The sequence below is a fragment of the Bradyrhizobium zhanjiangense genome, assembly GCF_004114935.1.
In the GTDB taxonomy this organism is placed as follows: Bacteria; Pseudomonadota; Alphaproteobacteria; order Rhizobiales; family Xanthobacteraceae; genus Bradyrhizobium; species Bradyrhizobium zhanjiangense.
The window spans coordinates 3,941,809-3,967,300 of sequence record NZ_CP022221.1; the positions used below are offsets into that span (position 1 = coordinate 3,941,809).

General features: G+C 64.2%; 25 protein-coding genes. 11 read left to right on the top strand and 14 right to left on the bottom strand.

What is annotated here, in order from left to right; genetic code table 11:
• Window positions 1-62 precede the first annotated feature (62 nt).
• The 3 genes from XH85_RS18535 (at window position 63) to XH85_RS18545 (ending at window position 3,157) form a co-directional block, all read left to right on the top strand.
• The gene (locus XH85_RS18535) at window positions 63-257 is read left to right on the top strand and encodes a hypothetical protein (protein ID WP_128932961.1); all 195 of its coding nucleotides are present in this window, start codon (window positions 63-65) and stop codon (window positions 255-257) included.
• A 257-nt stretch (window positions 258-514) separates the two neighbouring features.
• Window positions 515-1,648 (top strand): glycosyltransferase family 2 protein, encoded by a 1,134-nt coding sequence (locus tag XH85_RS18540; RefSeq protein ID WP_128932962.1) that lies wholly within the window; start codon window positions 515-517, stop codon window positions 1,646-1,648.
• A 6-nt stretch (window positions 1,649-1,654) separates the two neighbouring features.
• Window positions 1,655-3,157 (top strand): glycosyltransferase family 39 protein, encoded by a 1,503-nt coding sequence (locus XH85_RS18545; RefSeq protein WP_128932963.1) that lies wholly within the window; start codon window positions 1,655-1,657, stop codon window positions 3,155-3,157.
• A 36-nt stretch (window positions 3,158-3,193) separates the two neighbouring features.
• Here XH85_RS18545 and XH85_RS18550 read toward each other — a convergent pair whose 3' ends face one another.
• Both XH85_RS18550 and XH85_RS18555 read right to left on the bottom strand, forming a co-directional pair.
• The gene (locus XH85_RS18550; RefSeq protein ID WP_128932964.1) at window positions 3,194-5,083 is read right to left on the bottom strand and encodes a CHASE2 domain-containing protein; all 1,890 of its coding nucleotides are present in this window, start codon (window positions 5,081-5,083) and stop codon (window positions 3,194-3,196) included.
• Between the two features lie 62 nt (window positions 5,084-5,145).
• Window positions 5,146-5,670 carry a FecR domain-containing protein gene (locus XH85_RS18555; protein ID WP_128932965.1) on the bottom strand — a complete coding sequence of 175 codons (525 nt, stop codon included), beginning with the start codon at window positions 5,668-5,670 and terminating at the stop codon, window positions 5,146-5,148.
• 679 nt (window positions 5,671-6,349) lie between these two features.
• Between XH85_RS18555 and XH85_RS18560 the strand changes: the two genes are divergently transcribed.
• Window positions 6,350-7,456: a DUF2778 domain-containing protein gene (locus XH85_RS18560; RefSeq protein ID WP_164939647.1), complete on the top strand. Its 1,107-nt coding sequence runs from the start codon at window positions 6,350-6,352 to the stop codon at window positions 7,454-7,456.
• Window positions 7,457-7,579: 123 nt separating this feature from the next.
• Here XH85_RS18560 and XH85_RS18565 read toward each other — a convergent pair whose 3' ends face one another.
• Window positions 7,580-8,173 carry a cysteine hydrolase family protein gene (locus XH85_RS18565; RefSeq protein ID WP_164940190.1) on the bottom strand — a complete coding sequence of 198 codons (594 nt, stop codon included), beginning with the start codon at window positions 8,171-8,173 and terminating at the stop codon, window positions 7,580-7,582.
• A gap of 129 nt (window positions 8,174-8,302) precedes the next feature.
• Here XH85_RS18565 and XH85_RS18570 point away from each other — a divergent pair, with 129 nt between their 5' ends.
• Window positions 8,303-9,136 (top strand): LysR family transcriptional regulator, encoded by an 834-nt coding sequence (locus XH85_RS18570; RefSeq protein ID WP_128937325.1) that lies wholly within the window; start codon window positions 8,303-8,305, stop codon window positions 9,134-9,136.
• 176 nt (window positions 9,137-9,312) lie between these two features.
• Entirely contained in the window at window positions 9,313-10,065 is a 753-nt protein-coding gene (lepB, locus tag XH85_RS18575; protein ID WP_128932968.1) for a signal peptidase I, read from the top strand.
• A gap of 289 nt (window positions 10,066-10,354) precedes the next feature.
• Here lepB and groL read toward each other — a convergent pair whose 3' ends face one another.
• Window positions 10,355-11,995, bottom strand: a complete 1,641-nt coding sequence (groL, locus tag XH85_RS18580; RefSeq protein WP_060736470.1) for a chaperonin GroEL — start codon at window positions 11,993-11,995, stop codon at window positions 10,355-10,357.
• 44 nt (window positions 11,996-12,039) lie between these two features.
• Window positions 12,040-12,354, bottom strand: a complete 315-nt coding sequence (locus XH85_RS18585; protein ID WP_128932969.1) for a co-chaperone GroES — start codon at window positions 12,352-12,354, stop codon at window positions 12,040-12,042.
• Between the two features lie 381 nt (window positions 12,355-12,735).
• On the opposite strand from XH85_RS18585, the gene XH85_RS18590 reads away from it, so the two are divergent.
• The gene (locus XH85_RS18590) at window positions 12,736-13,023 is read left to right on the top strand and encodes an usg protein (protein WP_128932970.1); all 288 of its coding nucleotides are present in this window, start codon (window positions 12,736-12,738) and stop codon (window positions 13,021-13,023) included.
• 7 nt (window positions 13,024-13,030) lie between these two features.
• Here the strand turns inward: XH85_RS18590 and XH85_RS48265 are convergent, their stop codons facing one another.
• The 3 genes from XH85_RS48265 to XH85_RS48275 all read right to left on the bottom strand — a co-directional run bounded on the left by XH85_RS48265 (window position 13,031) and on the right by XH85_RS48275 (window position 15,143).
• Window positions 13,031-13,447, bottom strand: coding sequence for an O-linked N-acetylglucosamine transferase family protein (locus XH85_RS48265; RefSeq protein ID WP_430649012.1), 417 nt, complete (start codon window positions 13,445-13,447; stop codon window positions 13,031-13,033).
• Between the two features lie 123 nt (window positions 13,448-13,570).
• Window positions 13,571-14,851: an O-linked N-acetylglucosamine transferase, SPINDLY family protein gene (locus XH85_RS48270; protein WP_430649011.1), complete on the bottom strand. Its 1,281-nt coding sequence runs from the start codon at window positions 14,849-14,851 to the stop codon at window positions 13,571-13,573.
• Complete coding sequence (locus XH85_RS48275; protein ID WP_430649010.1) at window positions 14,820-15,143, bottom strand: tetratricopeptide repeat protein; 324 nt, start codon at window positions 15,141-15,143, stop codon at window positions 14,820-14,822. Before XH85_RS48275 ends, XH85_RS48270 begins: the two co-directional genes overlap by 32 nt.
• A gap of 220 nt (window positions 15,144-15,363) precedes the next feature.
• On the opposite strand from XH85_RS48275, the gene XH85_RS18600 reads away from it, so the two are divergent.
• Complete coding sequence (locus XH85_RS18600; RefSeq protein ID WP_128932971.1) at window positions 15,364-15,891, top strand: cupin domain-containing protein; 528 nt, start codon at window positions 15,364-15,366, stop codon at window positions 15,889-15,891.
• Window positions 15,892-16,023: 132 nt separating this feature from the next.
• Here XH85_RS18600 and XH85_RS18605 read toward each other — a convergent pair whose 3' ends face one another.
• Window positions 16,024-17,274, bottom strand: coding sequence for a NupC/NupG family nucleoside CNT transporter (locus XH85_RS18605; RefSeq protein ID WP_128932972.1), 1,251 nt, complete (start codon window positions 17,272-17,274; stop codon window positions 16,024-16,026).
• Window positions 17,275-17,446: 172 nt separating this feature from the next.
• On the opposite strand from XH85_RS18605, the gene XH85_RS18610 reads away from it, so the two are divergent.
• Complete coding sequence (locus tag XH85_RS18610) at window positions 17,447-18,685, top strand: MFS transporter (protein ID WP_128932973.1); 1,239 nt, start codon at window positions 17,447-17,449, stop codon at window positions 18,683-18,685.
• A gap of 135 nt (window positions 18,686-18,820) precedes the next feature.
• Here the strand turns inward: XH85_RS18610 and XH85_RS18615 are convergent, their stop codons facing one another.
• The 5 genes from XH85_RS18615 to XH85_RS18635 form a co-directional block, all read right to left on the bottom strand.
• The gene (locus XH85_RS18615; protein ID WP_091888875.1) at window positions 18,821-19,579 is read right to left on the bottom strand and encodes an SDR family oxidoreductase; all 759 of its coding nucleotides are present in this window, start codon (window positions 19,577-19,579) and stop codon (window positions 18,821-18,823) included.
• Between the two features lie 24 nt (window positions 19,580-19,603).
• Complete coding sequence (locus XH85_RS18620) at window positions 19,604-20,362, bottom strand: proteasome-type protease (RefSeq protein WP_128932974.1); 759 nt, start codon at window positions 20,360-20,362, stop codon at window positions 19,604-19,606.
• 205 nt (window positions 20,363-20,567) lie between these two features.
• The gene (locus XH85_RS18625; protein WP_128932975.1) at window positions 20,568-21,410 is read right to left on the bottom strand and encodes a transglutaminase family protein; all 843 of its coding nucleotides are present in this window, start codon (window positions 21,408-21,410) and stop codon (window positions 20,568-20,570) included.
• 167 nt (window positions 21,411-21,577) lie between these two features.
• On the bottom strand, window positions 21,578-22,522 hold the full coding sequence (locus tag XH85_RS18630) for an alpha-E domain-containing protein (RefSeq protein ID WP_091888869.1): 945 nt from the start codon (window positions 22,520-22,522) through the stop codon (window positions 21,578-21,580).
• Window positions 22,523-22,526: 4 nt separating this feature from the next.
• A complete protein-coding gene (locus XH85_RS18635; RefSeq protein ID WP_128932976.1) occupies window positions 22,527-23,945 on the bottom strand; it encodes a circularly permuted type 2 ATP-grasp protein in 1,419 nt (472 codons plus the stop codon).
• A gap of 221 nt (window positions 23,946-24,166) precedes the next feature.
• On the opposite strand from XH85_RS18635, the gene XH85_RS18640 reads away from it, so the two are divergent.
• Both XH85_RS18640 and gpt read left to right on the top strand, forming a co-directional pair.
• On the top strand, window positions 24,167-24,904 hold the full coding sequence (locus XH85_RS18640) for a competence/damage-inducible protein A (RefSeq protein WP_128932977.1): 738 nt from the start codon (window positions 24,167-24,169) through the stop codon (window positions 24,902-24,904).
• A gap of 42 nt (window positions 24,905-24,946) precedes the next feature.
• A complete protein-coding gene (gpt, locus tag XH85_RS18645; protein WP_128932978.1) occupies window positions 24,947-25,474 on the top strand; it encodes a xanthine phosphoribosyltransferase in 528 nt (175 codons plus the stop codon).
• Window positions 25,475-25,492 lie beyond the last annotated feature (18 nt).

Genomic DNA, 25,492 nt, shown 5'->3' on the forward strand with positions numbered 1-25,492 from the left:
GCTCTTCCGGCTGCGCGCTCATCCATGGTATCACTGGGCGCATCTGGAACAGGGATGGGTCCATGTCGTCTGAGTCGGTGGGGGGCATTCTGGGCGCGATCGTCGCGGCGATCGTGCTTGCGGTCGCCGTCGTGTTCGGACCGATCGGCCAGTACGGCAAGCCGGCGAAAGTCGAGCAGGCCCCTACTGCGGCACCCGCAGCCCCGGCCGCTCCGGCGCCGCGAGGGCCGGTGATTCGGGAAGTCCCCAACCAATAGGGCACCAAAATCGGGTTTTGGCCCCCTTGCGAAGCGGATTCGTCGTTCCTATCTAGCTTCCAACGGCGACGTTGAGCGAAAACTCCGTCGCTGGGACGACCTTGGAATAGCTTGGGCCTGCGCCGGATGTACGCGCGGTCCGCCGTTCCGGGGTCGTTGGCATTTTAGGGCCTCTTTTGGGCCGTTCCCCTTGGAAACCCCGGCTTGGTAGCGCAAGAACTTGGCAGCGCATGACGTGGCGGATATACGCTGCCGTCATGAATGAAGCGATCAGACCGGGCGTCGACAACCTGCCGCAGGCTCAAGAGGGGCCGGAACTGTCGGTCATCGTCCCGACCTTCAACGAGCGCGACAACGTCACGGTGCTGTACCGGCGGCTGGAGGCGACACTCATCAACGTCGCCTGGGAAGTCGTGTTCGTCGACGACAATTCGCCCGACGGCACCTGGGACGTCGTGCGCGCGCTGGCGCAGCGCGACAGCCGCGTGCGCTGCGTGCGCCGCATCGGCCGCCGCGGCCTGTCGGGCGCCTGCATCGAGGGCATCCTCGCCTCGAGCGCCCCCTTTGTGGCCGTGATCGATGCCGACCTCCAGCACGACGAGACGCAACTGCCGAAGATGCTGTTGCTGCTCGCGAGCGACGAGGCCGACCTCGTGGTCGGCAGCCGCTACATCGAGGGCTACAAGAGCGAGGGTTTCAACAAGCAGCGCGCCGGCGCCAGTGCCCTCGCGACCGAGGTCGCCAGGAAGATGCTGCGGGTCGAGATCGCCGATCCCATGAGCGGCTTCTTCATGATTCGCCGCGATCGGTTCGAGCAGCTCGCGCCAAAGCTTTCGGTGCACGGTTTCAAGATCCTGCTCGACCTCGTCGCGACCGCGCATGGCGGCTTGCGGGCGGTCGAGATTCCCTACACCTTCGGCGCCCGCCAGCATGGCGAGAGCAAGCTCGATTCCATGGTCGCGCTGGACTTCCTCGGCCTCGTCCTGGCCAAGCTGAGCAACGACATCGTCTCGCTGCGATTCATCCTGTTCGCGATGGTCGGTGGCATCGGCCTCGTGGTGCACTTGACCACGCTGTTCATCGCGCTTCAGCTGTTCAAGGTGCCGTTCCCGGAGGCGCAGGCCGCCGGCGCCATCGTCGCCATGACCAGCAACTTCATTCTCAACAACTTCCTCACCTATCGCGACCAGCGGCTGAAGGGTCTTGCGCTGCTGCGCGGCCTGATCGCCTTCTACATCGTGTGTAGCGTTGGCCTGCTCGCCAATGTCGGCGTCGCCTTCTCGGTCTACGACCAGGAGCCGATCTGGTGGCTGGCCGGCATGGCCGGCGCGCTGATGGGCGTGGTGTGGAATTACGCGATGTCCGGACTGTTCGTCTGGCGCAAGAAATAGCGCGATATGGGCGGAGCTGACGCGGGGATCGTCCGCAACACCGCGCTGGCAATTCTTGCGCTGGTCGGCTTGCGACTGGTCGCCGCCGCGTTCACGCCGATCACCTTCGACGAAGCTTATTACTGGATGTGGTCGAACGATCTGGCGGGCGGTTACTACGACCACCCGCCGATGGTGGCCTATGTTATCCGCGCCGGCACCATGATCGCCGGCAACACCGAGCTCGGCGTCCGCCTCGTCTCGATCCTGCTGGCGCTGCCGATGAGCTATGCGGTCTATCGCTCCGCTGCGATTCTGTTCGGCGGCGCGCGCGTGGCCGCGAACAGTGCCATCCTGCTCAACGTGACGATGATGGCGTCGGTCGGCACGCTGATCGTGACGCCCGATGCGCCGCTGCTGGTCGCCTCCAGCTTCGTGCTGTTCTTCCTCGCAAAGGTGCTGGAGACCGGCCGCGGCGTTTGGTGGCTCGCGGTCGGCGCAGCCGTTGGCGCGGCGCTGCTGTCGAAATATACGGCGATGTTCTTCGGGCTCGCGATCCTGATCTGGCTCGCGGCCGTGCCGAAGCTCAGGCCCTGGTTCCTCTCGCCGTGGCCCTATCTTGGTGGTCTCGTTGCTCTTGCGCTGTTCTCGCCAGTGATCCTCTGGAATGCGGACCATCAATGGGTCTCGTTCGCAAAGCAGCTTGGCCGCGCCAGAATCGAGGACTTTCGTCCCGTCTTCATCGCCGAACTGATCCCGACCCAGATCGCGTTCGCGACCCCGCTCGTCTTCATCCTGGGCGCGATGGGGCTGCATGCGCTGACCTGGCACCGGGCCGGTGCATTGGCCTCGCGCGTGCTGATCGAGACGATGTTCTGGACCATCGTCGCCTATTTCGTCTGGCATTCCCTGCATGCGCGCGTCGAGGCCAATTGGTTCGCGCCGGTCTATCCGCCCTTCATCGTCGCCGCGGCCGCCGCCGCCAATCTCGTGCAATGGAAGCCGCGCCAGCGGCGCCTGGTCGATTTCTGCCTGCGCTGGGCCGCGCCAACAGGCGTCGTGATGTTTGCAGCCCTGATCGTTCAGGCCAATACCGGCTGGCTGTCCGGATATCGCCGCGATGCCACCGTGCGCAGCGTCGGCGTCGGTTGGCGCGATCTTGCTGCCGAGATCGAAGCCGTGCGCATGCGCAGTGGCGCGACTTGTGTGCTCGCGCAGGACTATGGAACCACGGGCTGGCTTGCCTTTTATCTACCGCGCGGCACCTGCGTGGCGCAGCAGAGCCAGCGCATCCGCTGGGTCAACATGCTCGAGCCCGATCCCAAGCTGCTCGCAGGCAAGCTGCTCTATGTCGACGAGCTGCGCAGCGATGGTCATCCCGTCCTCAACGACCTCTTTGCGACGGTGACGCAGATTGCGCAATTGCAGCGCAAGCGCGGGCCGCTCGTGGTCGAGACCTACGGCATCGATCTCTTGGAAGGCGCCAAGGGCGACGTGCTCGACCGCTCCCCGCCGCCGGAAGCGCGGTAGCGGCCGCGCTGTCTCCGCATCGTCGTCCTGGCGAATTCAGTCCATCACCTCGGCCTTAGCCGCAGCCTGGCTCGGCCCATCCCGGTCCCGCCAGAACCAGACGGTCACGACGCCGGAGCGGCCGCGGACTTGGGTGAGCAGGGGGCCCGACAGGACGCCGTCGGGAGCGCCGTGGAAGTCAGCGGTATTCAGCAGCGTATCGCTCAGCGCAAGCCGCGCGTCGTGCTGGGCGGCGATCTCCATCAGCCGGCTCGCGACGTTGACGGTGTCGCCGGTCGCCGTGATGTGCTGATGGCTTTCGCCGAGGCGGGAGGCGACGATCTCGCCGAAATGCGCGCCGATCTTGAAGCCGAGCTGATCTCCGATCGCTGGCGGCAGCGAGGCGATCCAGTGCTCGACGCCGCGATGCAAGTCGATCGCGCATTTCAGCGCGCGCACCGCGTCATCGGGCATGGCGCGCGGCAGGCCGAACAGGATCATGGCGCCATCGCCGAGAAAGCCGGTGATCAAGCCGCCGCAATCGACCGCAGTCTTGTCGATCAGCGCGTGAAACGCCTTCAGCATGTCCTGGAGCGCGTCTGGATCGGTCCGTTCGCTCAGCGCCGTGAAGCCGGAGAGATCGATGAAGACCACGGCTGCGTCCTGGCGGACGGGCTTGGACAGGAAATTCGGATCGCGCGCCAGCCAGTCCTGCACCGCCGGCGCCTGGAATTGCGCTAGCGATCTGCTCTTGGCGGCGAGATATTGCGTGCGGCGGCCTCCCGCCCACAACTGCACGCCGGCAAAGACCGCAACTGGCGGCACCGTGGCCGCGAGCGTGGTCGCGGCGTTCAGCCAGATCCCATGCGTGAACGCGAATACGTTGAGCCCGGCCCAGGCGAGCATCACCGCGGCCGCCGCCATGACGCCGAGCGCACTGCGCCGCCAAGCGAGCAGGCCGACTAGCAGCATCGGCAAGAGGATCGCGGCGAGTGCGTCGGCGATATGGACCCTGCGGTCGCGCACGACGCTATCGCCGGCGACAAGGTGGGTGATCGCGGTCGAGACCACCTCGACGCCGGGCATCAGCGAATCGAACGGCGTCGGGTAGAAGTCGCCGCCGCCGGCGACCGTGGCGCCGATCACGACGATCCGGTTCTCGATCACCGCGCGGTTGAGCGTGCCGTCGAAGATGCTCTGCGCGCTGACGGTGCGGATGGTGCGGCGCGGGCCGTAATAGGTGATAGGCAGCGCGAAGTCGCTGTCGGTCGGCACCGTGCGTTCGCCGAGCCTGAGATGATCCGGCGCGATCGTCAGCGGCTTGTCCAGCGCGCGGGCCGCCACGCGCAAGGGAAACGACAGCTCGACCTTGTCGGCCGTCCGGAACAGCATCGGCACCGAGAGCGGCGAGCCCGACTGTCCCGTCGCGACATTGACGACGCCGACCTCGGCATGGTCGGCGAATGCAGGCAGCGGCAGCAGAAAGCGCTCGGCCTGCGGCAGGACGGCGAGGGGACCTTCGCTGCTCGGCGCCACGGTCTCGCTGGCGGCCGGGAAGATCGCCGCGGCGGCGAGCACCATGGGACCGGTGGCAAGTGTATTTGCCAGCGTCGCATCTCCGATCGCGGCGCTGCGGTCGACCAGCAGCAAGTCGATCGCGACGACCTTCGGCTTGAATTGCACGATGGTGTCGACGACACGGGCGAGATCGGCGCGCGGCAGCGGATAGCTGCCGCCGCGCTTCACCACGGTATCGTCGATCGCGACGATGGTGACGAGATCGGGCGGACGTTGCACGCCGCGAACCTGGGTCCGCCAATCCGTCAGCGTCGCTTCGAGGCGGTCGAGAAAGCGCAGATGGCCGTTGGCGTGTGCGGCATAGACGCCCGCGCCCCACAGCGCGGTGAGGACGAGCGCCATCAGGATCTGAACGCGTCGGCTACGCATGCGGTCGGTTTGCAATCTTCTATTGTCCAAATCTCATCGGCCGAGCGTTGTTTGACCCTGCCTTATTGTCCAAGCCTCGCCATCAGCGCGTCGACGCGCGGCTGGCCCCATGTCTTGACGGTCAACGGGCCGGTTGGCTCGACATCGACGCCTTCGCCCGGTCCAAGCACGACACCGCGTCCACGGGCCCTGCGGCTCACGCCGACACGGCCGTCGGCAACGAACACGGAGGTCTTGGCGTCAGCGACATCGACCGCCCATTTCGTGCCGCGCACCGCGGCGATCGCCTGCGGCGTCAGCACCTTGAACGGATTGCCGCCGGACTTCTTGGGCACCTCGATCAGCAGGGCTTTGCTGCTCAACTCCACGGAGTCTATATGTCCGTCGCGGTTGGCGTCCTTTAGTTCAAATCTGGCGCCGTTTTCGGCAACGATCGTGATGCCGTTGTCGCAGCGCCAGACTTGCGTGCCCGCGACCGACGGTGATGCCGTGCAGCCCGCATTGGTCGCAGGCTGTGCACTTGCAAACCCAATCAACAACGATGACCACGCCACGGCGTAAAACCCGGCGCGTGAAAAGCCTCTCATGCCAGCCTCCGTTTCGCGTGCTCGGCACAGTTTCAAGGCGATGTTGATACGCCACCGTATCACCCGCAGAGGCTGCTGAAAAGTGCCGAGGTGAGAGCTATTTTCTCGTGGCGGCGATTGCCAGACCGGCGCGATCAACTTTCAGTCACGGCGCCGTGCCGCATGAGCGCTTCCGTTCGCGATGTGAGATGCGCGTGAGCTGTTGCCGCGATCGGCCGGCTCAGGGCAGGGCTGCTGGAAGCGGAGTCCACCAGCCTCGCGCAATGCTCAGCCGCTAGGGTGAGGCGGTATTGAAGACCACGAAATTGACTTGGTTGGATGCGTTTACAAAGGCGGCCGAAGAGGTCCGCTGACCGCACCGATCCGGCCGAGAATTATAGTTAACAGTCTCGCCTAAGTCCGTAGTTCTGCGGGCTTTTTTCTCGAAATGGGACAGCATTAACGAGTTGCCCCACATCCGCCTGAACTTAATCCGCATTTAACTAAAAGTCGCCTTAATGACGCTCCGACCCTCTGCGAGATGCTGTTCCCGGATCGTGACCAGCGGCGCTTCGAAGGGGGACTGAGTGACACCGTCCTGGACGCAAGGCGAATGAGTACGAGTATCGCTGCGCAGAGTAACGCGGCACGGAAGTCCAAGAAATTCTCGAAGAATTATTCGCGGAAATCTTCCCGGAAAATGACCACCCACAATTGGCTTGGCGCCGCGGCGATCGGCTGCGTCGTGATCGGCGCCGGCTGGACCATCTACACCAACATCCTCGGCGCCAGCGTCTATCCAACCGTCGGCAACAGCGGCTACGACGAGCCGGTGATCAAGCGCGCGCCCAAGGTTGCGCTGCGCGAGGCGGGTGAGGCGGTCAAGGAAGCCTTCGCGCTCTTGCCCGACCGGTTGCAGGTGGCCGCGCCGATCTCGCGCGAGATGTTCAACGAGCGCTTTGCCGCGGCTGCGACGCAAGGCGTGGCCTCGAACGCGGCCAGCGCCGCGCCTGCCGCGCCCGCAACCAAGGTTGCCGAGGTCAAGGAAACGTCGAAGGACGCGCTGAAGGAGGCCGCGAAGCCGAGCGTGATCGCGAAGGTCGCGGACGCGCTGAAGCCGCACGGCTCGGCCAAGATTGCGGACGCTGGCAAGGCCAAGCGCGCTGACGCAGGCGTGCAGCTGGCCTCGGCCGATCCGGCCGAGATCGTGCCGGCGCCCGAGGCAAAGCCAAAATCCTTCGCCGATCGCGCCAAGGCCGCGGTGATGTCGATCACCGGTCCGCGCCAGTCGATGGTCGAAAAGCTCTGGGGCAAGCGTGAGCCGTCCGGCGGGCTGCTCGCCTATGCCTCGGCCGATGCCAGCATTACCGCGTCCATCGCGCCGAAGGAGCAGAACCCGATGTTCGGCGGCGCGCCGCCCTATGAGCGCGACACCGCGGTCTACGACATCACCGCAAAGACGGTTTATCTGCCCGACGGCACCAAGCTAGAGGCGCATTCCGGCCTCGGCTCAAATCTCGACGACCCGCGCTCGTCGAAAATCCGCATGCGCGGCGTGACGCCGCCGCACATCTACACGCTGAAGCCGCGCGAGGCGCTGTTCCACGGCGTGCCGGCGCTGCGCCTGACCCCGGTCGGCGGCGAGAGCGCGATCTACGGCCGCGACGGCTTGCTCGCACACACCTTCATGCTCGGACCGAACGGCGATTCGAACGGCTGCGTGTCGTTCAAGGACTATTACGCATTCCTCGACGCCTACCGCAACAAGGGCATCCGCAAGCTCGCGGTGCTGGCGCGGGTGGAGTGACGTCGGCAAAGCCCGCCGATGTCTGCCCGTCTAAAGCGCGATGAGATGAGGATGAATCGTCATCGCGCTTTTGGGCCGACTTCAATGCCCCCTTGCGGGGAAAAGCCCAGATTCAGCCGGCACTCACGTCAGCGCATCGCCGCGCGCGATGATCGCGAAGCGGTCTGACAGCTCGGCCAGCGCGACCTCGTGGATGGTCCGGGCGTCCAGCGTGCCGCCGCGGCCGTCGGGTAGATCACGCGTGGCGCAGGCATCGGCATCGATGGTCGTGCGAAAGCCAAGATCGAGCGCGGCACGGGCGGTGGAGCTGACGCACATATGCGTCATGAAGCCGGCCAGCACGATGTTCTTGCGTCCACTCGCGGCGAGCTGCGCCTGCAAGTCAGTGCCGGCGAAAGCGTTCGGCAACTCCTTCTCGATCACGAGCTCGTCCGCACGCGGCGCGAGCTCGGCGACGATGGCGCCGCGATCGGCGGAGCGATCGAACAGGCCGCCGGATTTGCCGCGATGGGCGATATGGATGATCGCAGATCCGCGCTCACGCGCCCGTGCCAGCAGGGCAGCCGCCCGCGCAATCGCAGGCTTGGCGTCGGGCAGGGCGAGGGGACCTGCGAGATATTCATTCTGGATGTCGATCAGCACCAGCGCGGCGTCGCCAAGACGCGGCGGGGTGAGGTCGGCATCGGCGAGCTGCAGCAGGGTCTTTGCGGGCGTCATGATCTTCAGAATCTCCAAGGCGGAACGTTGACCTAGCATAGCTCGTCGGGTGCCTGCTGATATGCAGGGATATTGCAGCCGATGGCTGCGATATTGCAGGTCAATGCCGGCCGATATAGGCTTGAAGCCATGAATTGGGACGACCTTCGCATCATCGCCGCGGTCAGGGACGAGGGCACCTATGCCGGCGCCAGCGCGCGGCTGCGCATCGACGAGACCACGGTCGGACGCCGGCTGTCGCGCATCGAGCGAGCGCTCGGCCTGCGCCTGTTCGAGGCTGCGGACGGTCTCCGCAAGCCGACCCGTCAGTGCGAGGCGGTGCTGGCGCACGTCCAGGCCATGGCGGTGCATGCCGCCGAGATCGGCCGCATCAGTGAAAGCTTGCCGGGCCCGGTGGGACGACTGCGCATCGCCACGACCAATGCAGTCGCCGAGGAGGTGCTGGCGCCGCGCGCGAGCGACTTCCTGCGCGCCAATCCCGGCCTGATACTGCAATTCCTGACCTCGAGCGAGAACGTCAAATTCTCGCGCTGGGAGGCCGATCTGGCGATCCGTCTGCGCAAGCCCGACAAGGGCGATTTCTCGATCTCCAGACTCGGCGACATCCGCATCTACTATTTCGAACCGGTCGCGACCGAAGGCGAGCCGGTGCTGTGCGCCTATCCGGACGAGCTCGGCACCATTCCCGAGATGCAATTCCTGCGGGCGAAGAAAATCCGGCCGCGCTGTGTCACCGACAATGTCCGCGTCATCCGCACGCTGATCCGCTCGCACCGGGCCGCAGGCGTGCTGCCGGAGCACAGCTGCACCGATTTGCTCGGCGACCGCCGCCTGCGCGCCACGCTGCTGCCGAAACGGCGCGACGTCTGGCTGCTGGTGCAAAACCATCTCAAGCGCGACGCCGCGACCCGCGTGACGATCGACTGGGTGCGGGCCTGCTTCAGCGAGCTTGCGCGGCGATAACCCCGAGAGCGCGTGAAAACCGGAGGGCCGCCCATTGGCGGCCCTTCACATATCCGTCTGTCGCCCCGCGATGAACGCGTGGCCGCCCTGTGCGACCAAGATCACGGAGCCGGGATTGCACGCGCGCAAAAGTTGCGTAATCTCGCGACGACTACGGAATTGATCAGGGCAGGTGCATGACCATTCTTGAGGAAACGATCCGGCCGCGGTCGTCGGCGCAGTCGCGGGAATGGAAGGCGATTGTCATCCTGATCCTGCTGATCCCGGTGCTGTGGTCGCCGCCGTTCCTGTTTCGCTTCTTCCTGTATCAGCCGTTCAACATCCCTTCTGGTTCGATGGCGCCGACGCTGATGGTCGGCGACTACGTCTTCGCCGCGAAATATGCCTATGGCTACGGCCACTATTCTTTCCCGTTCGCGCAGTCCTGGATCTCGGGCCGCGTCTTTGCCGCCGAGCCCGAACACGGCGACATCGTCGTGTTCCGGACGGCGAAGGACAGTTCGGTCGATTACGTCAAGCGCGTGGTCGGGCTGCCCGGCGACCGCATCCAGATGCGGCAGGGCCAGCTCATCCTCAACGACCGCCCGGTGACGCGCGTCGCGCTCGAGTACGGCCTCGCCGGCGCTGCCTGCGGTGTGGACGGCGGCGTCAAGGTCAAGCGCTGGCGCGAGACGCTGCCGAGCGGCGCGTCCTATGTGACCTATGATTGCATCGACAACGGCTTCCTGGACAACACCAACGTCTTCACGGTGCCGCCGGGCCACGTCTTCGTGCTCGGCGACAATCGCGACAATTCCACCGACAGCCGCATGATGTCGACATTCGGTTTCGTGCCGATGGACAATCTCGTCGGTAAGGTAACGCGGATCTTCTGGTCGCTCGACGAAGACGGCGCGCCGCACATGGAGCGGCTGGGGAAGGTGGAGTGAGGCCAGATCATTCCGCGCAAAAGATCGTCATTCCGGGGCGGCGGAAAGTGCCGAGCCCGGAATCCATTGATCCGCAGACTCGGTCCGGAGGTTGGCATGCTGTCACTGCCGCCTGGATTTCCGATCTTCCATGTGAGGGGATCAGGCGAACACGTCAGTCGCAAGTGCTGAAATGGATTCCGGGCTCGCGCCCAACAGGGGCGCGCCCCGGAATGATGAGCGGAGAAAAACAAAGACCCCGGCATCGCTGCCGGGGTTTCGCATTTCGTCGTTTGCCAGAGTGGCTGGATCAGAAGTCCATGCCGCCCATGCCGCCGCCGGGGGGCATCGCCGGACCGGCGCCGCCCTTCTTGGGCAGCTCGGCGACCATGGCTTCCGTGGTGATCAGGAGCGCGGCCACCGAGGCTGCGTTCTGGATCGCGGTACGGACCACCTTGGTCGGGTCGATGATGCCCTTCTTGACGAGGTCGGCATATTCGCCGGTCTGGGAGTCGAAGCCGTAATTGTAGGCCTTGTTCTCCAGGATCTTGCCGACGATCACCGAGCCGTCTTCACCGGCGTTGATCGCGATCTGGCGAGCGGGAGCCGACAGCGCCTTGCGCACGATCTCGACGCCGGTCTTCTGGTCGTCGTTCTTGGTGCGCAGGCCCTTGAGCTGCTCGGAGGCACGGAGCAGGGCGACGCCGCCGCCCGGGACGATACCTTCCTCGACAGCCGCGCGGGTCGCATGCATCGCGTCATCAACGCGATCCTTGCGTTCCTTCACCTCGACCTCGGTCGCGCCGCCGACGCGGATCACCGCGACGCCGCCGGCGAGCTTGGCCAGACGCTCCTGGAGCTTCTCACGGTCGTAGTCCGAGGTGGTCTCCTCGATCTGCGCCTTGATCTGGGCCACGCGCGCCTCGATGTCGGCCTTCTTGCCGGCGCCGTTGACGATCGTGGTGTTCTCCTTGTCGATCATCACCTTCTTGGCGCGACCGAGCATGTTGAGCGTGACGTTCTCGAGCTTGATGCCGAGATCTTCCGAGATCGCCTGGCCGCCGGTCAGGATCGCGATGTCCTGCAGCATGGCCTTGCGGCGATCGCCGAAGCCCGGAGCCTTGACGGCCGCGACCTTGAGGCCACCGCGGAGGCGGTTCACGACCAGGGTCGCGAGGGCTTCGCCTTCGACGTCCTCGGCGACGATGACCAGCGGCTTGCCGGTCTGCACCACGGCCTCGAGCAGCGGCAGCAACTCGTTCAGCGAGGAGAGCTTCTTCTCGTTGATGAGGATGTAGGCGTCGTCCATCTCAACGCGCATCTTGTCGGCGTTGGTGACGAAGTAGGGCGAGATGTAGCCGCGGTCGAACTGCATGCCCTCGACGACGTCGAGCTCGGTCTCGAGCGACTTGGCTTCCTCGACGGTGATGACACCCTCGTTGCCGACCTTCTTCATGGCGTCGGAGAGGAACTTGCCGATCTCCTGGTCGCCGTTGGCCGAGATGGTGCCGACCTGGGCGATCTCGTCGTTCGAGGTGACCTTCTTGGAGTTCTTCTGGAGGTCCGCAACCACGGCTTCGACCGCGAGGTCGATACCACGCTTGAGGTCCATCGGGTTCATGCCGGCGGCAACGGACTTCGCGCCTTCCTTCACGATCGCCTGAGCGAGCACGGTGGCGGTGGTGGTGCCGTCGCCGGCCGCGTCAGCGGACTTGGAGGCGACTTCGCGCACCATCTGGGCGCCCATGTTCTCGAACTTGTCGTCGAGCTCGATCTCCTTGGCGACGGTGACGCCGTCCTTGGTGATGCGGGGAGCGCCGAACGACTTGTCGAGCACGACGTTGCGGCCCTTCGGACCGAGCGTGACCTTCACCGCATTGGCGAGGACGTCGACGCCGCGCAACATCTTGTCGCGCGCTTCAACCGAGAATTTGACTTCTTTGGCTGCCATCTGGAATTTTCCTTGAGGTGTTTGACTGGAGGGAAAGAGGGCTCTTAGGCCGCCTTCTTCTTGGAAGCGGGGACGTCGAGGACGCCCATGACGTCGCTTTCCTTCATGATCAGCAGGTCTTCGCCGTCGATCTTGACTTCGGTGCCGGACCACTTGCCGAACAGCACGCGGTCGCCGATCTTGAGGTCGATCGGGATCAGCTTGCCGGCTTCGTCGCGGCCACCGGGGCCGACGGCGATGACTTCGCCCTGGGAGGGCTTTTCCTTGGCAGTGTCGGGAATGATGATGCCGCCAGCGGTCTTCTCTTCTGCGTCGATGCGCTTGACCACGACGCGGTCGTGAAGCGGACGGAATTTCATGCAGTCCTCCTAAGCAATTGCACGAGTTGAGGATTTTTAGATGGTTAGCAGTCGTTGCCCGCGAGTGCTAGCACGGGCGAGGCAGAAATAGGACGGGAATTTTGCGGGGGCAAGGGCTTCTAGCAGAAAAATTAGCACCCGGAAGCGCGGACTGCCAGAATCTCTTTTCCATCGTTAACGGTGCGCCAGGCCCATATTAGCACGGAGCCGCGTCTGCTGCTAACGCATTGAATTTCAACAGCTTGTTAAACTTTTGGGCTTGAGATGAATTGTCAGTTTGCGTCACATTTCGCTCATGTGAGCGCATCAGTACCGGGTGGCTCGTCAAGCACACACCGACCAGGCCGCCCCCTTCAATGCGCTCCTGCAAAGGAGGTTGGCATGGGACTGCGGAGTGGGGGCATTTCCGAGGATTTCCGGAAACAGATGCTGGGTTACGGGCTGACGACGGCGCAAATTCTCTATCGGATGCCGGATCATCCCTCGCTGCTCCAGACTTACGTCTGGCAGAACTACGACATGTTTCCGAAATTTCCGGCGCTGAAGGATTTCCTCGCCTTCTGGCAGGAGAAGCTCGACGGGCCCCTGTTCTCGGTGACGGTGGCACATTCCAAGCTGATCAAGCCGGCCGAGCTGCGCGCCGTAGATGGCGTGTTCCGGCTGCATTGAGGAGAGATCAGCCGGCGCCGCTGCAATAGCGTTTCCACATCGCGCGATAGGCGTCGTCCACCGCTCGCGCGTATGAGGCAGGATTGCCGGCGGCCGCAGCGTCGATCTGTCCGGGCAGTTCGCGGCGCAGCTTGTCGAGGTCGCCGATCTGCGCCGCCCCGCTAGCTGCGATTTCGATATAGGCCTCATTGCCATCCGCGACCCAGTTCGGCAGGCCAAGCGCGGTGAGGATGGCGCCGCCGGCACGGCTGGGCAGACTGGTCCCGAGCTTCGCCACCACGGGCACCCCCATCTGCAAGGCCTCCAATGTGCTGACGCCGCCATTCTGTGGGAAGATGTCGAGCGCAATGTCGACGCGATTGAACGATGCCAGATGTTCGCTTCGCAAGGTGGCTCCGAGCAGATCGACGCGTTCGGCCGGCATCGGCAAGCCGCAAACCGCGCCAGCAGATTGTCGCGGACCAGTTGATCGTCCAGTGCAACATCCTTGATCAGAAGTCGCGAACCCGGCACCCGCTCGAGAATCCTGGACCAGACTTCCACCGCCTCATCCGAAATCTTGCTGATGCGGTGTGACGAAGCCGTTCGAGAGCGCCGGCATTGGCGCGCGAGCAATCCCGGCCGGCAGTGGTGCCAGCGTCACGAAGCACGGCAGGTCGACAATGGTCTCCGCAAACAGATGCCGAACCGCGAAAGGAATCGCGACGGGGTCCGAGAACAAATAATCGATCGTTGGCAGCCCCGTGCCAGTGCCGTGGCCCCAACCATGCACCTGGATCGGTGCCGGCTTGCGCGCGAACACGCCGAGCCGGTTTCCTCTGGTATGGCCGGACAGATCGATCAGGATATCGACGCCATCGGCGCGGATCTGAGCGGCGAGGCGATCGTCGGTCCATTGCGAGGCGTCGCGCCAGCGATCGGCGAACCCTTGAAATTCGCTGGTCGTCGCATCCACCTTTGACGAACAAGAGTAGCACACGATCTCGAACTGCGCCCGGTCATGGTGTTGCAGGACTGGCTTGAAGACGAACGCGGCCGAATGCGCGTTAAAATCCGACGAGACATAGCCAAGCACCAGACGGCGATCCAGATCGCGGTCATTGTCATGCGGTCCCGCCGCTTCTAAAGCGATTTTCGCGCCGATCTGCTCCCACCATACTCGCCGCGCTTGCTGATGCTGCTCAACGCTGGCGTCCGGTACAAAATCGAGCGTGAATATCTTGTTGGAAATCGCGCTCTGGAGGTCAGGCTGGATGTCAAGGGCTCTGTCGAAGCTGGCGAGGGCTTCCTCGACCCGGCCTAGCCCGGCGAGACAAAGGCCGAGCACCGAGTGAGCTTGAATGGAATCGGGAGCGATCGCGAGGGCCTTCTCGCAATCGTGCGATGCCTGGGCAATTTGCTGGATCTGGAGCAGGACACTGGCCCGTGCGAGCCACCCATTCGCGTCGTCGGGTGCCAGCGCGATTGCTCGATCGCCGTCTGCCAGGGCTTCGTCAAATCGCTGAAGTTCTTGCAACGCGATGGCGCGGTTCGCGAGCGCTGAGGCATAGTCAGGCTTGATCGACAGCGCGCGGTTCAGGCTTGCGACGGCCTCGTCATAGTTGCGCTGACGGCAGAGCGCCCAACCCCGACCGTTGTGGGCTTCGGCAAGGTTGGCGTTAATCGCGAGCGCCTTGTCGTAGCTCTCGAGCGCTTCCTGGACGAGATCAAGGGCCACGCTCGCGTTGCCGAGATTGGACAGGGCCAGGGCGTAGTTAGGTCGCAAGGCGAGGGCCTTTCGATAGCTCTCGCGTGCGTCATCGTGACGTCGTAGCCCCGTTTCGCGCAACGCCTAGGCTCATATGAGCCTCGGCAGATCGCGGATCCACGGCAACCGCTCGGCTTAGCAGAAGTTCGGCTTGCTGGTAGTTTTTGGCATCGGACTCCAAAGTGCCGAGCATATGCAGCGCGATGAATTGGTTGGGTGCGAGCTGCAGAAGTTGGCGATAGGCCGCCTGGGCCTCGGGGAAAAGCCCCATCTTGTGCAGCTGGAGTGCGTGTCCGAGCAATGGCAACACTTCGGCCTTCTGCCGTTTCTGAAGCCGGGCATTTTGAAATGCACGCTGACCTACGTTGCCCATGAATCAATTCCCCCAGAATCTCCCGGCGAGATTAATTCAGCGTGAGAACGAATACGAGACGATGGCCGCGCGCCACGACAGCTTGGGACAAGATAGGACCGATTGGGTCGTCGAGTGACTGGCTTTAAGCCCGGCAATTGCTGCCTCGTCCAAGACTGGATAATCTGCCTTCGGGTTGTACCCGTCCGGCGGGGCGCGGCTCAGATCAGGGAGGCAGACAATGGCCAAGCAAAAGGCATCAAGACCCGAAACGAAGACCGCGGTGAAGAAGCGGAGCGGCGCCAAGGCAGCGGCGCGATCCTCGGCACGCAAGGCGGTGAAGGCGAAGGCCCGCACTGCCGCACCCAAGAAGCTCGCACGTCCTAAGCAGCGCATCGCGATCAGCCATCACCGGGAGGAAGACTTCAAAGCCGACGGCCTGCGCGCCTACGCCAAATACCGCGACCTCGGCATTGCCGAGGCGACCCACGGCCTCGCGCAAGCGCATGTGATCCGCCTGCAAGGCCCCTGCAATCCGGCCGAGGTCTCAAAGCTGCACTATCACGACGTCGACTTCCAGATGGTCTACGTGCTCAAGGGCTGGGTGAAGACCTACATGGACGGCCAGGGCGAGACCTTGATGAAAGAAGGCAGTGCCTGGACCCAGCCGCCGAGGATCAAGCACATGATTCTGGATTATTCGGACGACGTGGAATTGCTGGAGGTGATCCTGCCGGCGGAATTTAAGACGGTGGAGTTGAAGGCGTAGGCGCTATCAGGAACAGCGCACAACTCTCTCCACTCGTCATTGCGAGGAGCTCTTGCGACGAAGCAATCCAGACTATCTCCGCGAACACATTTCTGGATTGCTTCGCTTCGCTCGCAATGACGCGGAGAGAGTCTACGTCAACACCCCCACCACCGCTCCCATCAGGCACGTCGTCAGCGTCCCCGACACGATCGACTTCAGCCCGAGCGCGTTGATCTCCTCACGTCGCTCTGGCGCCATGACGCCGAGGCCGCCGATCATGATGCCGAGGCTGGCGAAATTGGCGAAGCCGCACATCGCGTAGAGCATGATCAGGCGCGAGCGCGGATCGAGCGTATCGGGTGGTAGCTTCGAGAAGTCGACATAGGCGATCAGCTCGTTGAGCACGGTTTTCGTGCCCATCAGACTGCCGGCGGTGACCGCCTGGTCCCATGGCAGCCCCATCAGCCAGCACACCGGCGCCATCACCAGACCCAGCAGCCGTTGCAGTGAGATTGGGGCGCCGCCGATATTAGGCAGCAGGCCGAGGATGGCGTTGACGAGATAGACCAGCGCCACCAGCACCAGCAGCATCGCAACGATGTTGATCAGCAGCTCAATCCCCGCACTCGTCCCTTTCACGATCGCGTCCATCGTCCCGGAGACCTCCATCTCGGGGTTTTCCAGCGCGCCGCCGGTGCGCCTGTCTGAGGTCTCGGGCACCATGATCAGGCTGACGAGGATCGCGGCCGGCGCGCCCAGCACGGAGGCGATGACGAAATGCGCAGCGGCATCGGGGATAAGGGGAGCGAGGAGCGTCGCATAGAGCACCAGCACCGTGCCGGCGATGCCGGCCATGCCGCCGGTCATCACCAGGAACAATTCGCTGCGCGTCATCTGTTTCAGATACGGCCGCACGAACAGCGGTGCCTCGACCATGCCGAGGAAGATGTTGGCGGCGGTGGAAAGCCCGACCGCGCCGCCGACGCCTAATGTGCGCTCCAGCAGCCAAGCCATGCTCCGCACGATCGGCGGTAGCACGCGCCAATAGAACAGCAGCGTCGTCAGCACGCTCATCACCAGCACGATCGGGAGCGCCTGGAACGCCAGGATGAAATCGGCACCCGGCACCTTCACGTCAAAGGGCAGGGGGCCACCACCGACATAGCCGAACACGAACGAGGAGCCGGCGCGCGAGGCCGCGGAGATCGCACCGACCGCGTCGTTGATGGCGCCGAAGGCGCGCGCGACGATCGGCAGCTTCAGGAGGACGATGGCGGTCGCGAAGGTGGCGACGAGGCCGATCGCCGCCTGTCGCAGCGAGACGGCGCGCCGATTTTCTGCCAACGCGAAGGCGATCAGCAGCAATGCGAAAATGCCGAGTGCCGATTGCAAGCGCAGCATGATGTCCCCAAAGCCCCAATGATTATGGCCGCGCCTGCGGTGCAAAGGCAATGCCGGCACATGCGGGAGGCGTCCCGCTGTTGACAAGCCGGTCCGCCTCAGTCACGCGGGGCACGTCGAGAACCAGGGGGCAGATGGTCCGAGGGTGACCCAAGAGACGATCCAAGAGGCGATGCCAGAGCAGCCGATACCAGCCAGTCGGCCGGTCAGTGCCCGCGCGCTCCTCGCCCACCGCGCCTTCCTGTTTTTCCTGCTCTCGCGCAGCCTGTCGCGCTTTTCCAGCCAGATCGCGGCGGTCGCGATCGGCTGGCAGATCTACGATCTCACCGCCTCGGCCTTCGATCTCGGCATGGTCGGCCTGGTCCAGTTCCTGCCGACCGCGCTGCTCGTGTTCGCCGCTGGACACGCCGCCGATCGCTACGAGCGCAAGCGCGTCGTCCAGCTCTGCCAGCTCGTGGAAGCGGCGACCGCACTCTACCTGGCCCTTATCACCTATCTTGGCGCCGTCGGCGAGGTGCAGATCTTCGTCGCGACCTTCGTGCTCGGCATCGCCGGCGCTTTCGAGAGCCCGACCACGGCGGCGCTGTTGCCGCTGATCGCGCCGCAAGGCTCGCTCCAGCGCGCCACCGCGGTCTCCAGTGGCGCGGCGCAGGTCGCGACCATCACGGGTCCGGCGCTCGGCGGCTTTGCCTATGCGGTGGCGCCACATCTTGCCTATGCCGTAATGGTGCTGTTCTGGATCCTTGGGATGATCCTGACCGGCTTCATCCGCCCGCGCCCGCAGGCGGTCGCCAAGGAGGGGACGAGCTCGGACAATGTCTTTGCGGGCGTCCGCTTCATCCGCGGCAATCCTGCGATCCTCGGCACCATCTCGCTTGATCTGTTCGCGGTGCTGTTCGGCGGCGTCACCGCGCTGTTGCCGATCTATGCCCGCGACATCCTCCAGACCGGGCCGGTCGGGCTTGGCGTGCTGCGTGCGGCACCTGCGGTCGGCGCGCTCTTGATGACCATGGTGCTGGCGCGTCACGCCATTTCGCGGCATGTGGGCCTGCGCATGTTCCAGGCCGTGATCGTGTTCGGCGTCGCCACGATCGTGTTCGCGCTGTCGTCCTGGATGTGGCTGTCGGTGCTTGCGCTCGCCGTCCTGGGCGCGGCCGACACGATCAGCGTCGTGATCCGCTTCTCGCTGGTGCAGCTGTCGACGCCCGACGAGATGCGCGGCCGGGTCGGCGCGGTGAACTTCCTCTTCATCAACGCCTCGAACCAGCTCGGCCAGTTCGAGAGCGGGCTCACCGCCGCCCTGTTCGGCGCCATGCCCGCCGCCGTGCTCGGCGGCGTCTGCACGGTCGCAGTGGCGCTCTTGTGGATGAAGCTGTTCCCGAGCCTGCGTCGGGTGGAGAGCTTGGAGTAGGGCGGGCTCCGCTCCTTCCACGCGTCATTGCGAGGAGCCCTTGCGACGAAGCAATCCAGAATCTTGTCGCGGCGACAGTCTGGATTGCTTCGCTGCGCTCGCAATGACGATTGGGGAGGCGCCGCGTTCTTTAAATTACCCCCGCCCCACGAACGGCATCTTGGTCGCCATGACCGTCATGGTCAGCACGTTGGCATCGAGCGGCAGGCTTGCCATGTAGGCAACGGCATCGCCGACCGCCTTGGCATCCATGCGCGGCTCGTGCTTGGTGGTGCCGTCGGGCTGGAGCACGCCGGGGCCGTTGACCATGCGGTCGGTCATCGGTGTCGCCGCATTGCCGATATCGACCTGGCCGACCGCGATGTCATACATGCGGCCGTCGAGATTGGACGCCTTGGTGAGGCCCGTGATGGCGTGCTTGGTCGAGGTGTAGGCCGCCGAGAATGGTCGCGGCGCATGCGCCGAGATCGAGCCGTTATTGATGATGCGGCCGCCGCGCGGCGTCTGGTCCTTCATGATGCGGAAGGCGTGCTGCGTGCACAGGAACGGGCCGGTGAGGTTGGTGTTCACCACCGCCTGCCACTGTTCGAGGCTGAGATCCTCGAAGTTCACGGCCGGCGCGCCCATGCCGGCATTGTTGAAGAGCACGTCGAGGCGGCCATAGGTGGCCTTCACCTTGTCGAACAGCGCGGCGATCGAATCCGGCTTGGTCATGTCGGCGGTGACGCACAGGCTCTTTCCCGCAGGGCCGAGCTTCGCGGTCTCCTCGAGCATGTCGAGCCGGCGCCCTGTGAGCACCACGGTGAAGCCGGCGTTCATCAGCGCCAGCGACGCCGCACGCCCGACACCGGTGCCGGCGCCCGTCACCACTGCGATCTTCTTTGTTTCACTCATTGTTTCCTGCCTTTTCTTTCGCTGTCAGGTTTTCGGTTCTTTTTCGTTCTTGTAGGGCGGGCGCGGAATGTTCTGATGCGCGGCGCGCAGCGCCGCCGACCAGCGCGAGCGCAGATCGTGGAAATAGGGCTCGCCCGCCTCGATGCGGTGATTGAGATCGGCTTCGCAGGCATCGTTGCGCACCACCAGCACGTCGATCGGCAGGCCGACGCCGAGATTGGAGCGCATGGTCGAGTCCATCGAGATCAGGCCAGTCTTCAGCGCCTCGTAGAGCTCGACGTCGTAGTGCATGGCGCGGTCGAGCACCGGCTTGCCGTATTTGTGCTCGCCGATCTGCAAGTACGGCGTGTCGGTGGTGCACTCGATGAAATTGCCGGCGGTGTAGATCATGAACAGGCGCATCCGGGAGCCCTTGATCTGGCCGCCGAAAAGGAAGGAGACGTCGAAGGAGACATCCTCGGATTTCAGTGCCGGCCCTTCGGTCGCGTGCACCGCCCGGATCGCCCGGCCGATGCGCTGGGCGGCCTGGAACATGGTCGGCGCGTTCATCAGCGTCTCGACCTCGCCCGTGTCGGGGTCCTCCAGGCCTTCGGTCAACGTCGACAGCACCGACTGGCTGATGGCGAGGTTGCCGGCGCTGGCGATCGCCATGATGCGCTCGCCGGGCTTGGAGAAGATGTGCAGCTTGCGGAAGGTCGAGACGTTGTCGAGGCCGGCATTGGTGCGGGTATCGGCGATCATCACCAGACCGTCCCGAACCAGGATTCCGCAACAATAGGTCATTTCCAGTCCCCGAACGCGTTTGCGCGAAATTACTAGCCAATTTCGGGGGCCGCTCCAACCCCCGATTCCCGGGGACACGTCATTCCGGGGCGCGCCCAGCGCGAACCCGGAATCCATTTATCCACTAGCTCTGCGGCCCGATGGATTCTCAGATGCGCAATTGCGTACCGTAGCTCGCGACGTTGTCGCTCCCCGGAATGACGATCTAACTCTGCCACTGTGACTGCGATTGCCCGCCGCGGCCGGCCTGCTCGACCTTGACCGCCACCGTCAGCGTCTCCGTGCCGCCGCCATAGCGGGTGCCGCGCACGGGGGCTGCGCCGAGATAGTCGAGCCCGATCGCGACGCGGACATGGGCGTCGGTGGCGCAGATGCTGTTGGCAGGATCGAAGCCGACCCAGCCGAGATCGGGCACATAGGCTTCCGCCCAAGCATGGCCGGCCTCCTGATGCACCGTGCCGTCGGAGCGCAGGAAGTGCCCGGAGACGAAGCGTGCCGGCACGCCGCCGCTGCGCGCGCAGGCGATGAAGATGTGCGCGTAGTCCTGGCACACGCCGCGCTTGAGCGCGAAGGCTTCGGCCGCCGAGGTGCCGCTGTTGGTCGGGTCCTCGTCGAAGGTCATGTGATCACTGATTTGCGTCATCAACGTGTGCAGGAAGCCCAGCGTGTCGCTCTCGGCCTCGCTGCGCAACTGGCGCGCAACCGCCATCATCGCCGGATTGACGGTGGTGAGGTCGGTTGCGCGCAAAAACATGCCGGCCGGAAAGCGCTCGTCCGTGCCGCGCAGCACGCCGCCGGTGTCGTGAGTCTCGATCAGGCCCTCGGCGATGATCTTGATGTCACTGAGGGGCCCGCAGGACAGCACATGGGTGACGTTGCCGAACGCGTCCTCGTGGGTGTCGAGCTTGGTGTCGGTCGAGACGTCGATCTGCCATTCCGCCACATATTGCCCGTCATGGCTGCCGGGCGTCATGCGCAGGATCTGGATCACGCTGGTGGCCGGCGGCTCGTAGCGATAGGTCGTGGTGTGCTGGATTCGCAGGCGCATGGTGGACCGTGCAATTAGTGGTTAGCCCGACTGCTCCCGCGAAGAAGCTCGTCATGCCCGGGCTTGTCCCGGGCATCCACGTTCTTCCTCGTCGCGTGAAAGCAAGAACGTGGATGGCCGGGACAAGCCCGGCCATGACGATATCCCATTTCGTCAGTCGAGGGCCATCAGATCAAATACTGCTTCGTGATGATTTCGCCCAGCCTGGAATTGTCCGCGATGAATTCCTGAATGAATTCATGCACGCCGTGCTGGAAAATGTCGTTCATGTTGCTGTGTTCGAGCCGGTTGCGGATGCCGCGGGCGTGGCGCTGGGCCGGGCCCTGGCGGCCATAGGCGACGCCGATCTGGTCGAGGTTGCGCACGAGATTGCCGTAGCAGCTTGCCAGCGAGCGCGGCAGCGTGTCGTTGAGGATGAGCAGGTCTGCAATCAGCCAGGGTTTCAGCGTCTCGCGGTAGACCCAATGATAGGCCGTCAGCGCCGAGACCGAGCGCAGGATGGAGCTCCACTGATAGAAGTCGAGCGGGCCGCCGACATGCTCCTCCTCGGGCAATAGCACGTGATACTTCACATCGAGGATGCGCGCGGTGTTGTCGGCGCGTTCGAGATGCACGCCCATCCGCGAGAACCAGTAGGCATCGTTGCGCAGCATGGTCCGATAGGCCGAGCCATCGAAGCGCAGCGAGGTCTCCTGCACGAAGCGCAGGAATTTGGCGAGGTCCTCGCGCGTCGAGGTGCCCTTGCTCCAGACCGCCTGAAGCTCGATCCAGGCCGAGTTGATGGTGTCCCACATCTCGCTGGTCAGCGCCGTGCGCACCGAGCGCGAGTTCAGCCGCGCTGCCTCGATGCAGTTCCGGATCGAGGACGGGTTGTCCGCCGAGAACGAGAGATAGTCGACGACGTTGTGCTCGTTGGCTTCCTCATATTGCTGATAGAAGCTGGCGGCGACGCCAGCGGTGAGCAGCGCCGAGTCCCATTCATTGGTCTTGCCGATATAGGCGGCGGGAAGCGCGGTGACGCGCAAGGTCGCATCGATGGTGCGCGCGAGATACTCGGCCCGTTCGACGTAGCGGGCGAGCCAGTAGAGGTTTTCGGCGGTACGCGACAGCATCTCTCTACTCGTCCAAAATCCAGGTGTCTTTGGTGCCGCCGCCCTGGCTCGAATTCACCACCAGGGAGCCTTCCTTCAGTGCGACGCGTGTCAGCCCGCCAGGCACGATCGTGGTGCGCTTGCTCCCCGTGAGCACGAAGGGCCGCAGGTCGACATGGCGTGGCGCGAGGCCTGACGCCGTGCAGGTCGGGCAGGTCGAGAGCGCCAGCGTCGGCTGCGCGATAAAGCCTTCCGGCTCACGCTTCAGCTTCTCGCGGAAGGCTTCGATCGTGGCCTTGGTCGCGGCGGGGCCGATCAGCATGCCGTAGCCGCCGGAGCCATGGACTTCCTTGACGACGAGCTCGCCGAGATTGTCCAGCACATAGGCGAGATCCTTCGGCTCGCGGCAGCGCCAGGTTGGCACGTTCTTCAGGATCGGCTCCTCGCCCAGATAGAATTTTACGATATCGGGCATGTACGAGTAGATCGCCTTGTCGTCGGCGATACCGGTGCCGACCGCGTTGGCGAGCGTGATGTTGCCGGCCGCATAGGCCGACATCAGGCCGGGCACGCCGAGCACGGAATCGGGGCGGAAGGTGAGGGGGTCGAGGAAATCGTCATCGACGCGGCGATAGATCACGTCGACCCGCTTCAACCCTTCCGTGGTCCGCATGAACACTTCGTTGTTCTTGACGATGAGGTCGCGCCCCTCGACCAGCTCGATGCCGAGCTTGTCGGCGAGGAAGGAATGCTCGTAATAGGCCGAGTTGTAGACGCCGGGCGTGAGCAGGGCGACGGTCGGCTCGCCGGAAGCACTTTGCGGCGCGACCGAGCGCAGCGCGGCGAGCAGCTCGTCCGGATAGCGTTCGACCGGCGCAACCTTGTGGCGGGCGAACAGATCCGGGAACAGCCGCATCATGATCTCGCGGTTTTCCAGCATGTAGGACACGCCCGAGGGCGTCCGCGCGTTGTCCTCCAGCACGATGAAGTCTTCTGCGTCGACACGGACGATGTCGATGCCGGCGATGTGCACGTAGACGTCGTGCGGCACCTGCTGGCCGTTCATCTCGGGCCGGAACACTGGGTTCTGGAAGATCAGATCGTCGGGCACGATCTCGGCGCGAAGGATGTCGCGGCCGTGATAGATGTCGCGCAGAAACATGTTGAGCGCGCGCACGCGCTGCTTCAGGCCCTTCTCCAGCAGCGCCCATTCCTTGCCGGACATGATCCGCGGGATCACGTCGAACGGGATCAGGCGCTCGGTCGCCTCGGCTTCGCCATAGACCGCAAAGGTGATGCCGATGCGGCGGAACAGGAGCTCCGCCTCCTGGCGGCGATATTCGAGCGCCTCGGGAGGCGTCTCCTTGAGCCAGCGCGCCAGCTCCTGATAGGCGGGGCGAAGGTCCCCGCCGGGAATATTCATTTCATCAAACGCGATTGCCATAGATCCCGATTTGTTTCCGTGGCCATGCGGCAAGAGTGCATGACTTTCATGTGGTAGCAAGGGGCGGGCCAGCGCGATAAGCATGGAGGATGGGCATTTGCCGGGGATGCCCGGCGGCTTGCCTGAAAAAATGGCTGAGGATTGCTTATTTCGGCAGCAAAACCGCGTGACTTGAACGCGTTACCTCGGCAAAGTCGGCGCCACAGGTGAGGGACAGTTTTATGAGCGAGATCGTCACGGCAGGCATTCTGGTCATTGGGGACGAAATCCTGTCCGGCCGGACCAAGGACAAGAACATCGGCTTCATCGCCGAATATCTGACCAATATCGGCATCGACCTGAAGGAAGTGCGGATCGTCTCCGACGAGGAGGACGACATCATCGCCGCGTTGAATGCACTGCGGCAACGCTACACCTATGTCTTCACCACTGGCGGCATTGGCCCGACCCATGACGACATCACTGCCGACAGCGTCGCCAAGGCCTTCGGCGTCGGCATCGACCATCACCCGGAGGTGGTCGCCCGCTTCCGCGAGCGCTGGAGCGAGCAGGATCTCAACGAGGCCCGCTTGCGCATGGCCCGCATCCCTGATGGTGCCGAGCTGATCCAGAGCGCCACCATCCTCGCCCCCGGCTTCAAGATCGGCAATGTCATCGTGATGGCCGGCGTGCCCTCGATCATGCAGGCGATGATGGACATCGTCTCGCCCAAGCTGAAATCCGGCGTGCGCATGCTCTCCGAATCGGTCCGCGCCAATGCGCGCGAGGGTGACATCGGCAGTCCGCTGCGGGCCATTGCCGCCGCTCACCCCGACACCATCATCGGCAGCTATCCCTTCATGGACGAAGAGCAGAGGCCCAACACCAATCTCGTGGTGCGCTCGCGCGATGCCGAGAAGCTCGCGGCGGCGATGGCGGCGGTGAAGGAAATGCTGGCAGGATTGAACATCACCCGCTAAAGCGCCCAGCTTGCTGGACGTTTGACGAAGCAGGAGACGACAATGGCTGGTGAAGCACCGGAACTGAGCGCGCAGGAGCGGGCGGGCAAGGCCTTCCCGGTCTCGTGGGACCAGTTCCACCGCGATTGCCGGGCGCTGACCTGGCGGCTGAACGAGGTCGGCCCGTTCCATGCGGTGATCGCGATCACCCGTGGCGGCCTGGTGCCGGCCGCGATCGTGGCGCGCGAGCTCGGCGTGCGCGTCATCGATACGGTCTGCATCGCCAGTTACGAGCATAACAAGCAGGGCGAGCTCCAGGTCCTCAAGGGTATTTCCGAGGCGGCGATGAAGCTCGGCGGCGGCACCGGCAAAGGGCTTTTGATCGTCGACGATCTCGTCGACACCGGCAAGACCGGCAAGCTGGTGCGCGAGATGCTGCCCGACGCGCATTTCGCCACGGTCTATGCCAAGCCGATGGGCCGTCCGCTGGTCGACACCTTCATCACGGAAGTATCACAGGACACCTGGATCTTCTTCCCCTGGGACACCGCGCTGTCCTACCATCCGCCGCTGCGAGATGGGGCGGCGTGACTGTCGCCGTCATTGCGA

Excerpts from the sequence above, each read along its gene's own strand:
- XH85_RS18550 (WP_128932964.1), bottom strand. The coding sequence starts at position 5,083 with ATGCGTAGCCGACGCGTTCAGATCCTGATGGCGCTCGTCCTCACCGCG.
- XH85_RS18560 (WP_164939647.1), top strand. The coding sequence starts at position 6,350 with ATGACCACCCACAATTGGCTTGGCGCCGCGGCGATCGGCTGCGTCGTG.
- XH85_RS18640 (WP_128932977.1), top strand. The coding sequence starts at position 24,167 with ATGAGCGAGATCGTCACGGCAGGCATTCTGGTCATTGGGGACGAAATC.
- XH85_RS18585 (WP_128932969.1), bottom strand. The coding sequence starts at position 12,354 with ATGAAATTCCGTCCGCTTCACGACCGCGTCGTGGTCAAGCGCATCGAC.
- XH85_RS18615 (WP_091888875.1), bottom strand. The coding sequence starts at position 19,579 with ATGAGTGAAACAAAGAAGATCGCAGTGGTGACGGGCGCCGGCACCGGT.
- XH85_RS48265 (WP_430649012.1), bottom strand. The coding sequence starts at position 13,447 with ATGCCGGCCGAACGCGTCGATCTGCTCGGAGCCACCTTGCGAAGCGAA.
- XH85_RS18635 (WP_128932976.1), bottom strand. The coding sequence starts at position 23,945 with ATGGCAATCGCGTTTGATGAAATGAATATTCCCGGCGGGGACCTTCGC.
- XH85_RS18535 (WP_128932961.1), top strand. The coding sequence starts at position 63 with ATGTCGTCTGAGTCGGTGGGGGGCATTCTGGGCGCGATCGTCGCGGCG.
- XH85_RS18625 (WP_128932975.1), bottom strand. The coding sequence starts at position 21,410 with ATGCGCCTGCGAATCCAGCACACCACGACCTATCGCTACGAGCCGCCG.
- XH85_RS18565 (WP_164940190.1), bottom strand. The coding sequence starts at position 8,173 with ATGACGCCCGCAAAGACCCTGCTGCAGCTCGCCGATGCCGACCTCACC.
- XH85_RS18555 (WP_128932965.1), bottom strand. The coding sequence starts at position 5,670 with ATGAGAGGCTTTTCACGCGCCGGGTTTTACGCCGTGGCGTGGTCATCG.
- XH85_RS18600 (WP_128932971.1), top strand. The coding sequence starts at position 15,364 with ATGGCCAAGCAAAAGGCATCAAGACCCGAAACGAAGACCGCGGTGAAG.
- XH85_RS18540 (WP_128932962.1), top strand. The coding sequence starts at position 515 with ATGAATGAAGCGATCAGACCGGGCGTCGACAACCTGCCGCAGGCTCAA.
- XH85_RS18610 (WP_128932973.1), top strand. The coding sequence starts at position 17,447 with ATGCCAGAGCAGCCGATACCAGCCAGTCGGCCGGTCAGTGCCCGCGCG.
- XH85_RS18545 (WP_128932963.1), top strand. The coding sequence starts at position 1,655 with ATGGGCGGAGCTGACGCGGGGATCGTCCGCAACACCGCGCTGGCAATT.
- XH85_RS18590 (WP_128932970.1), top strand. The coding sequence starts at position 12,736 with ATGGGACTGCGGAGTGGGGGCATTTCCGAGGATTTCCGGAAACAGATG.
- XH85_RS18630 (WP_091888869.1), bottom strand. The coding sequence starts at position 22,522 with ATGCTGTCGCGTACCGCCGAAAACCTCTACTGGCTCGCCCGCTACGTC.
- XH85_RS18605 (WP_128932972.1), bottom strand. The coding sequence starts at position 17,274 with ATGCTGCGCTTGCAATCGGCACTCGGCATTTTCGCATTGCTGCTGATC.
- XH85_RS18620 (WP_128932974.1), bottom strand. The coding sequence starts at position 20,362 with ATGACCTATTGTTGCGGAATCCTGGTTCGGGACGGTCTGGTGATGATC.
- XH85_RS18570 (WP_128937325.1), top strand. The coding sequence starts at position 8,303 with ATGAATTGGGACGACCTTCGCATCATCGCCGCGGTCAGGGACGAGGGC.
- groL (WP_060736470.1), bottom strand. The coding sequence starts at position 11,995 with ATGGCAGCCAAAGAAGTCAAATTCTCGGTTGAAGCGCGCGACAAGATG.
- lepB (WP_128932968.1), top strand. The coding sequence starts at position 9,313 with ATGACCATTCTTGAGGAAACGATCCGGCCGCGGTCGTCGGCGCAGTCG.
- gpt (WP_128932978.1), top strand. The coding sequence starts at position 24,947 with ATGGCTGGTGAAGCACCGGAACTGAGCGCGCAGGAGCGGGCGGGCAAG.
- XH85_RS48275 (WP_430649010.1), bottom strand. The coding sequence starts at position 15,143 with ATGGGCAACGTAGGTCAGCGTGCATTTCAAAATGCCCGGCTTCAGAAA.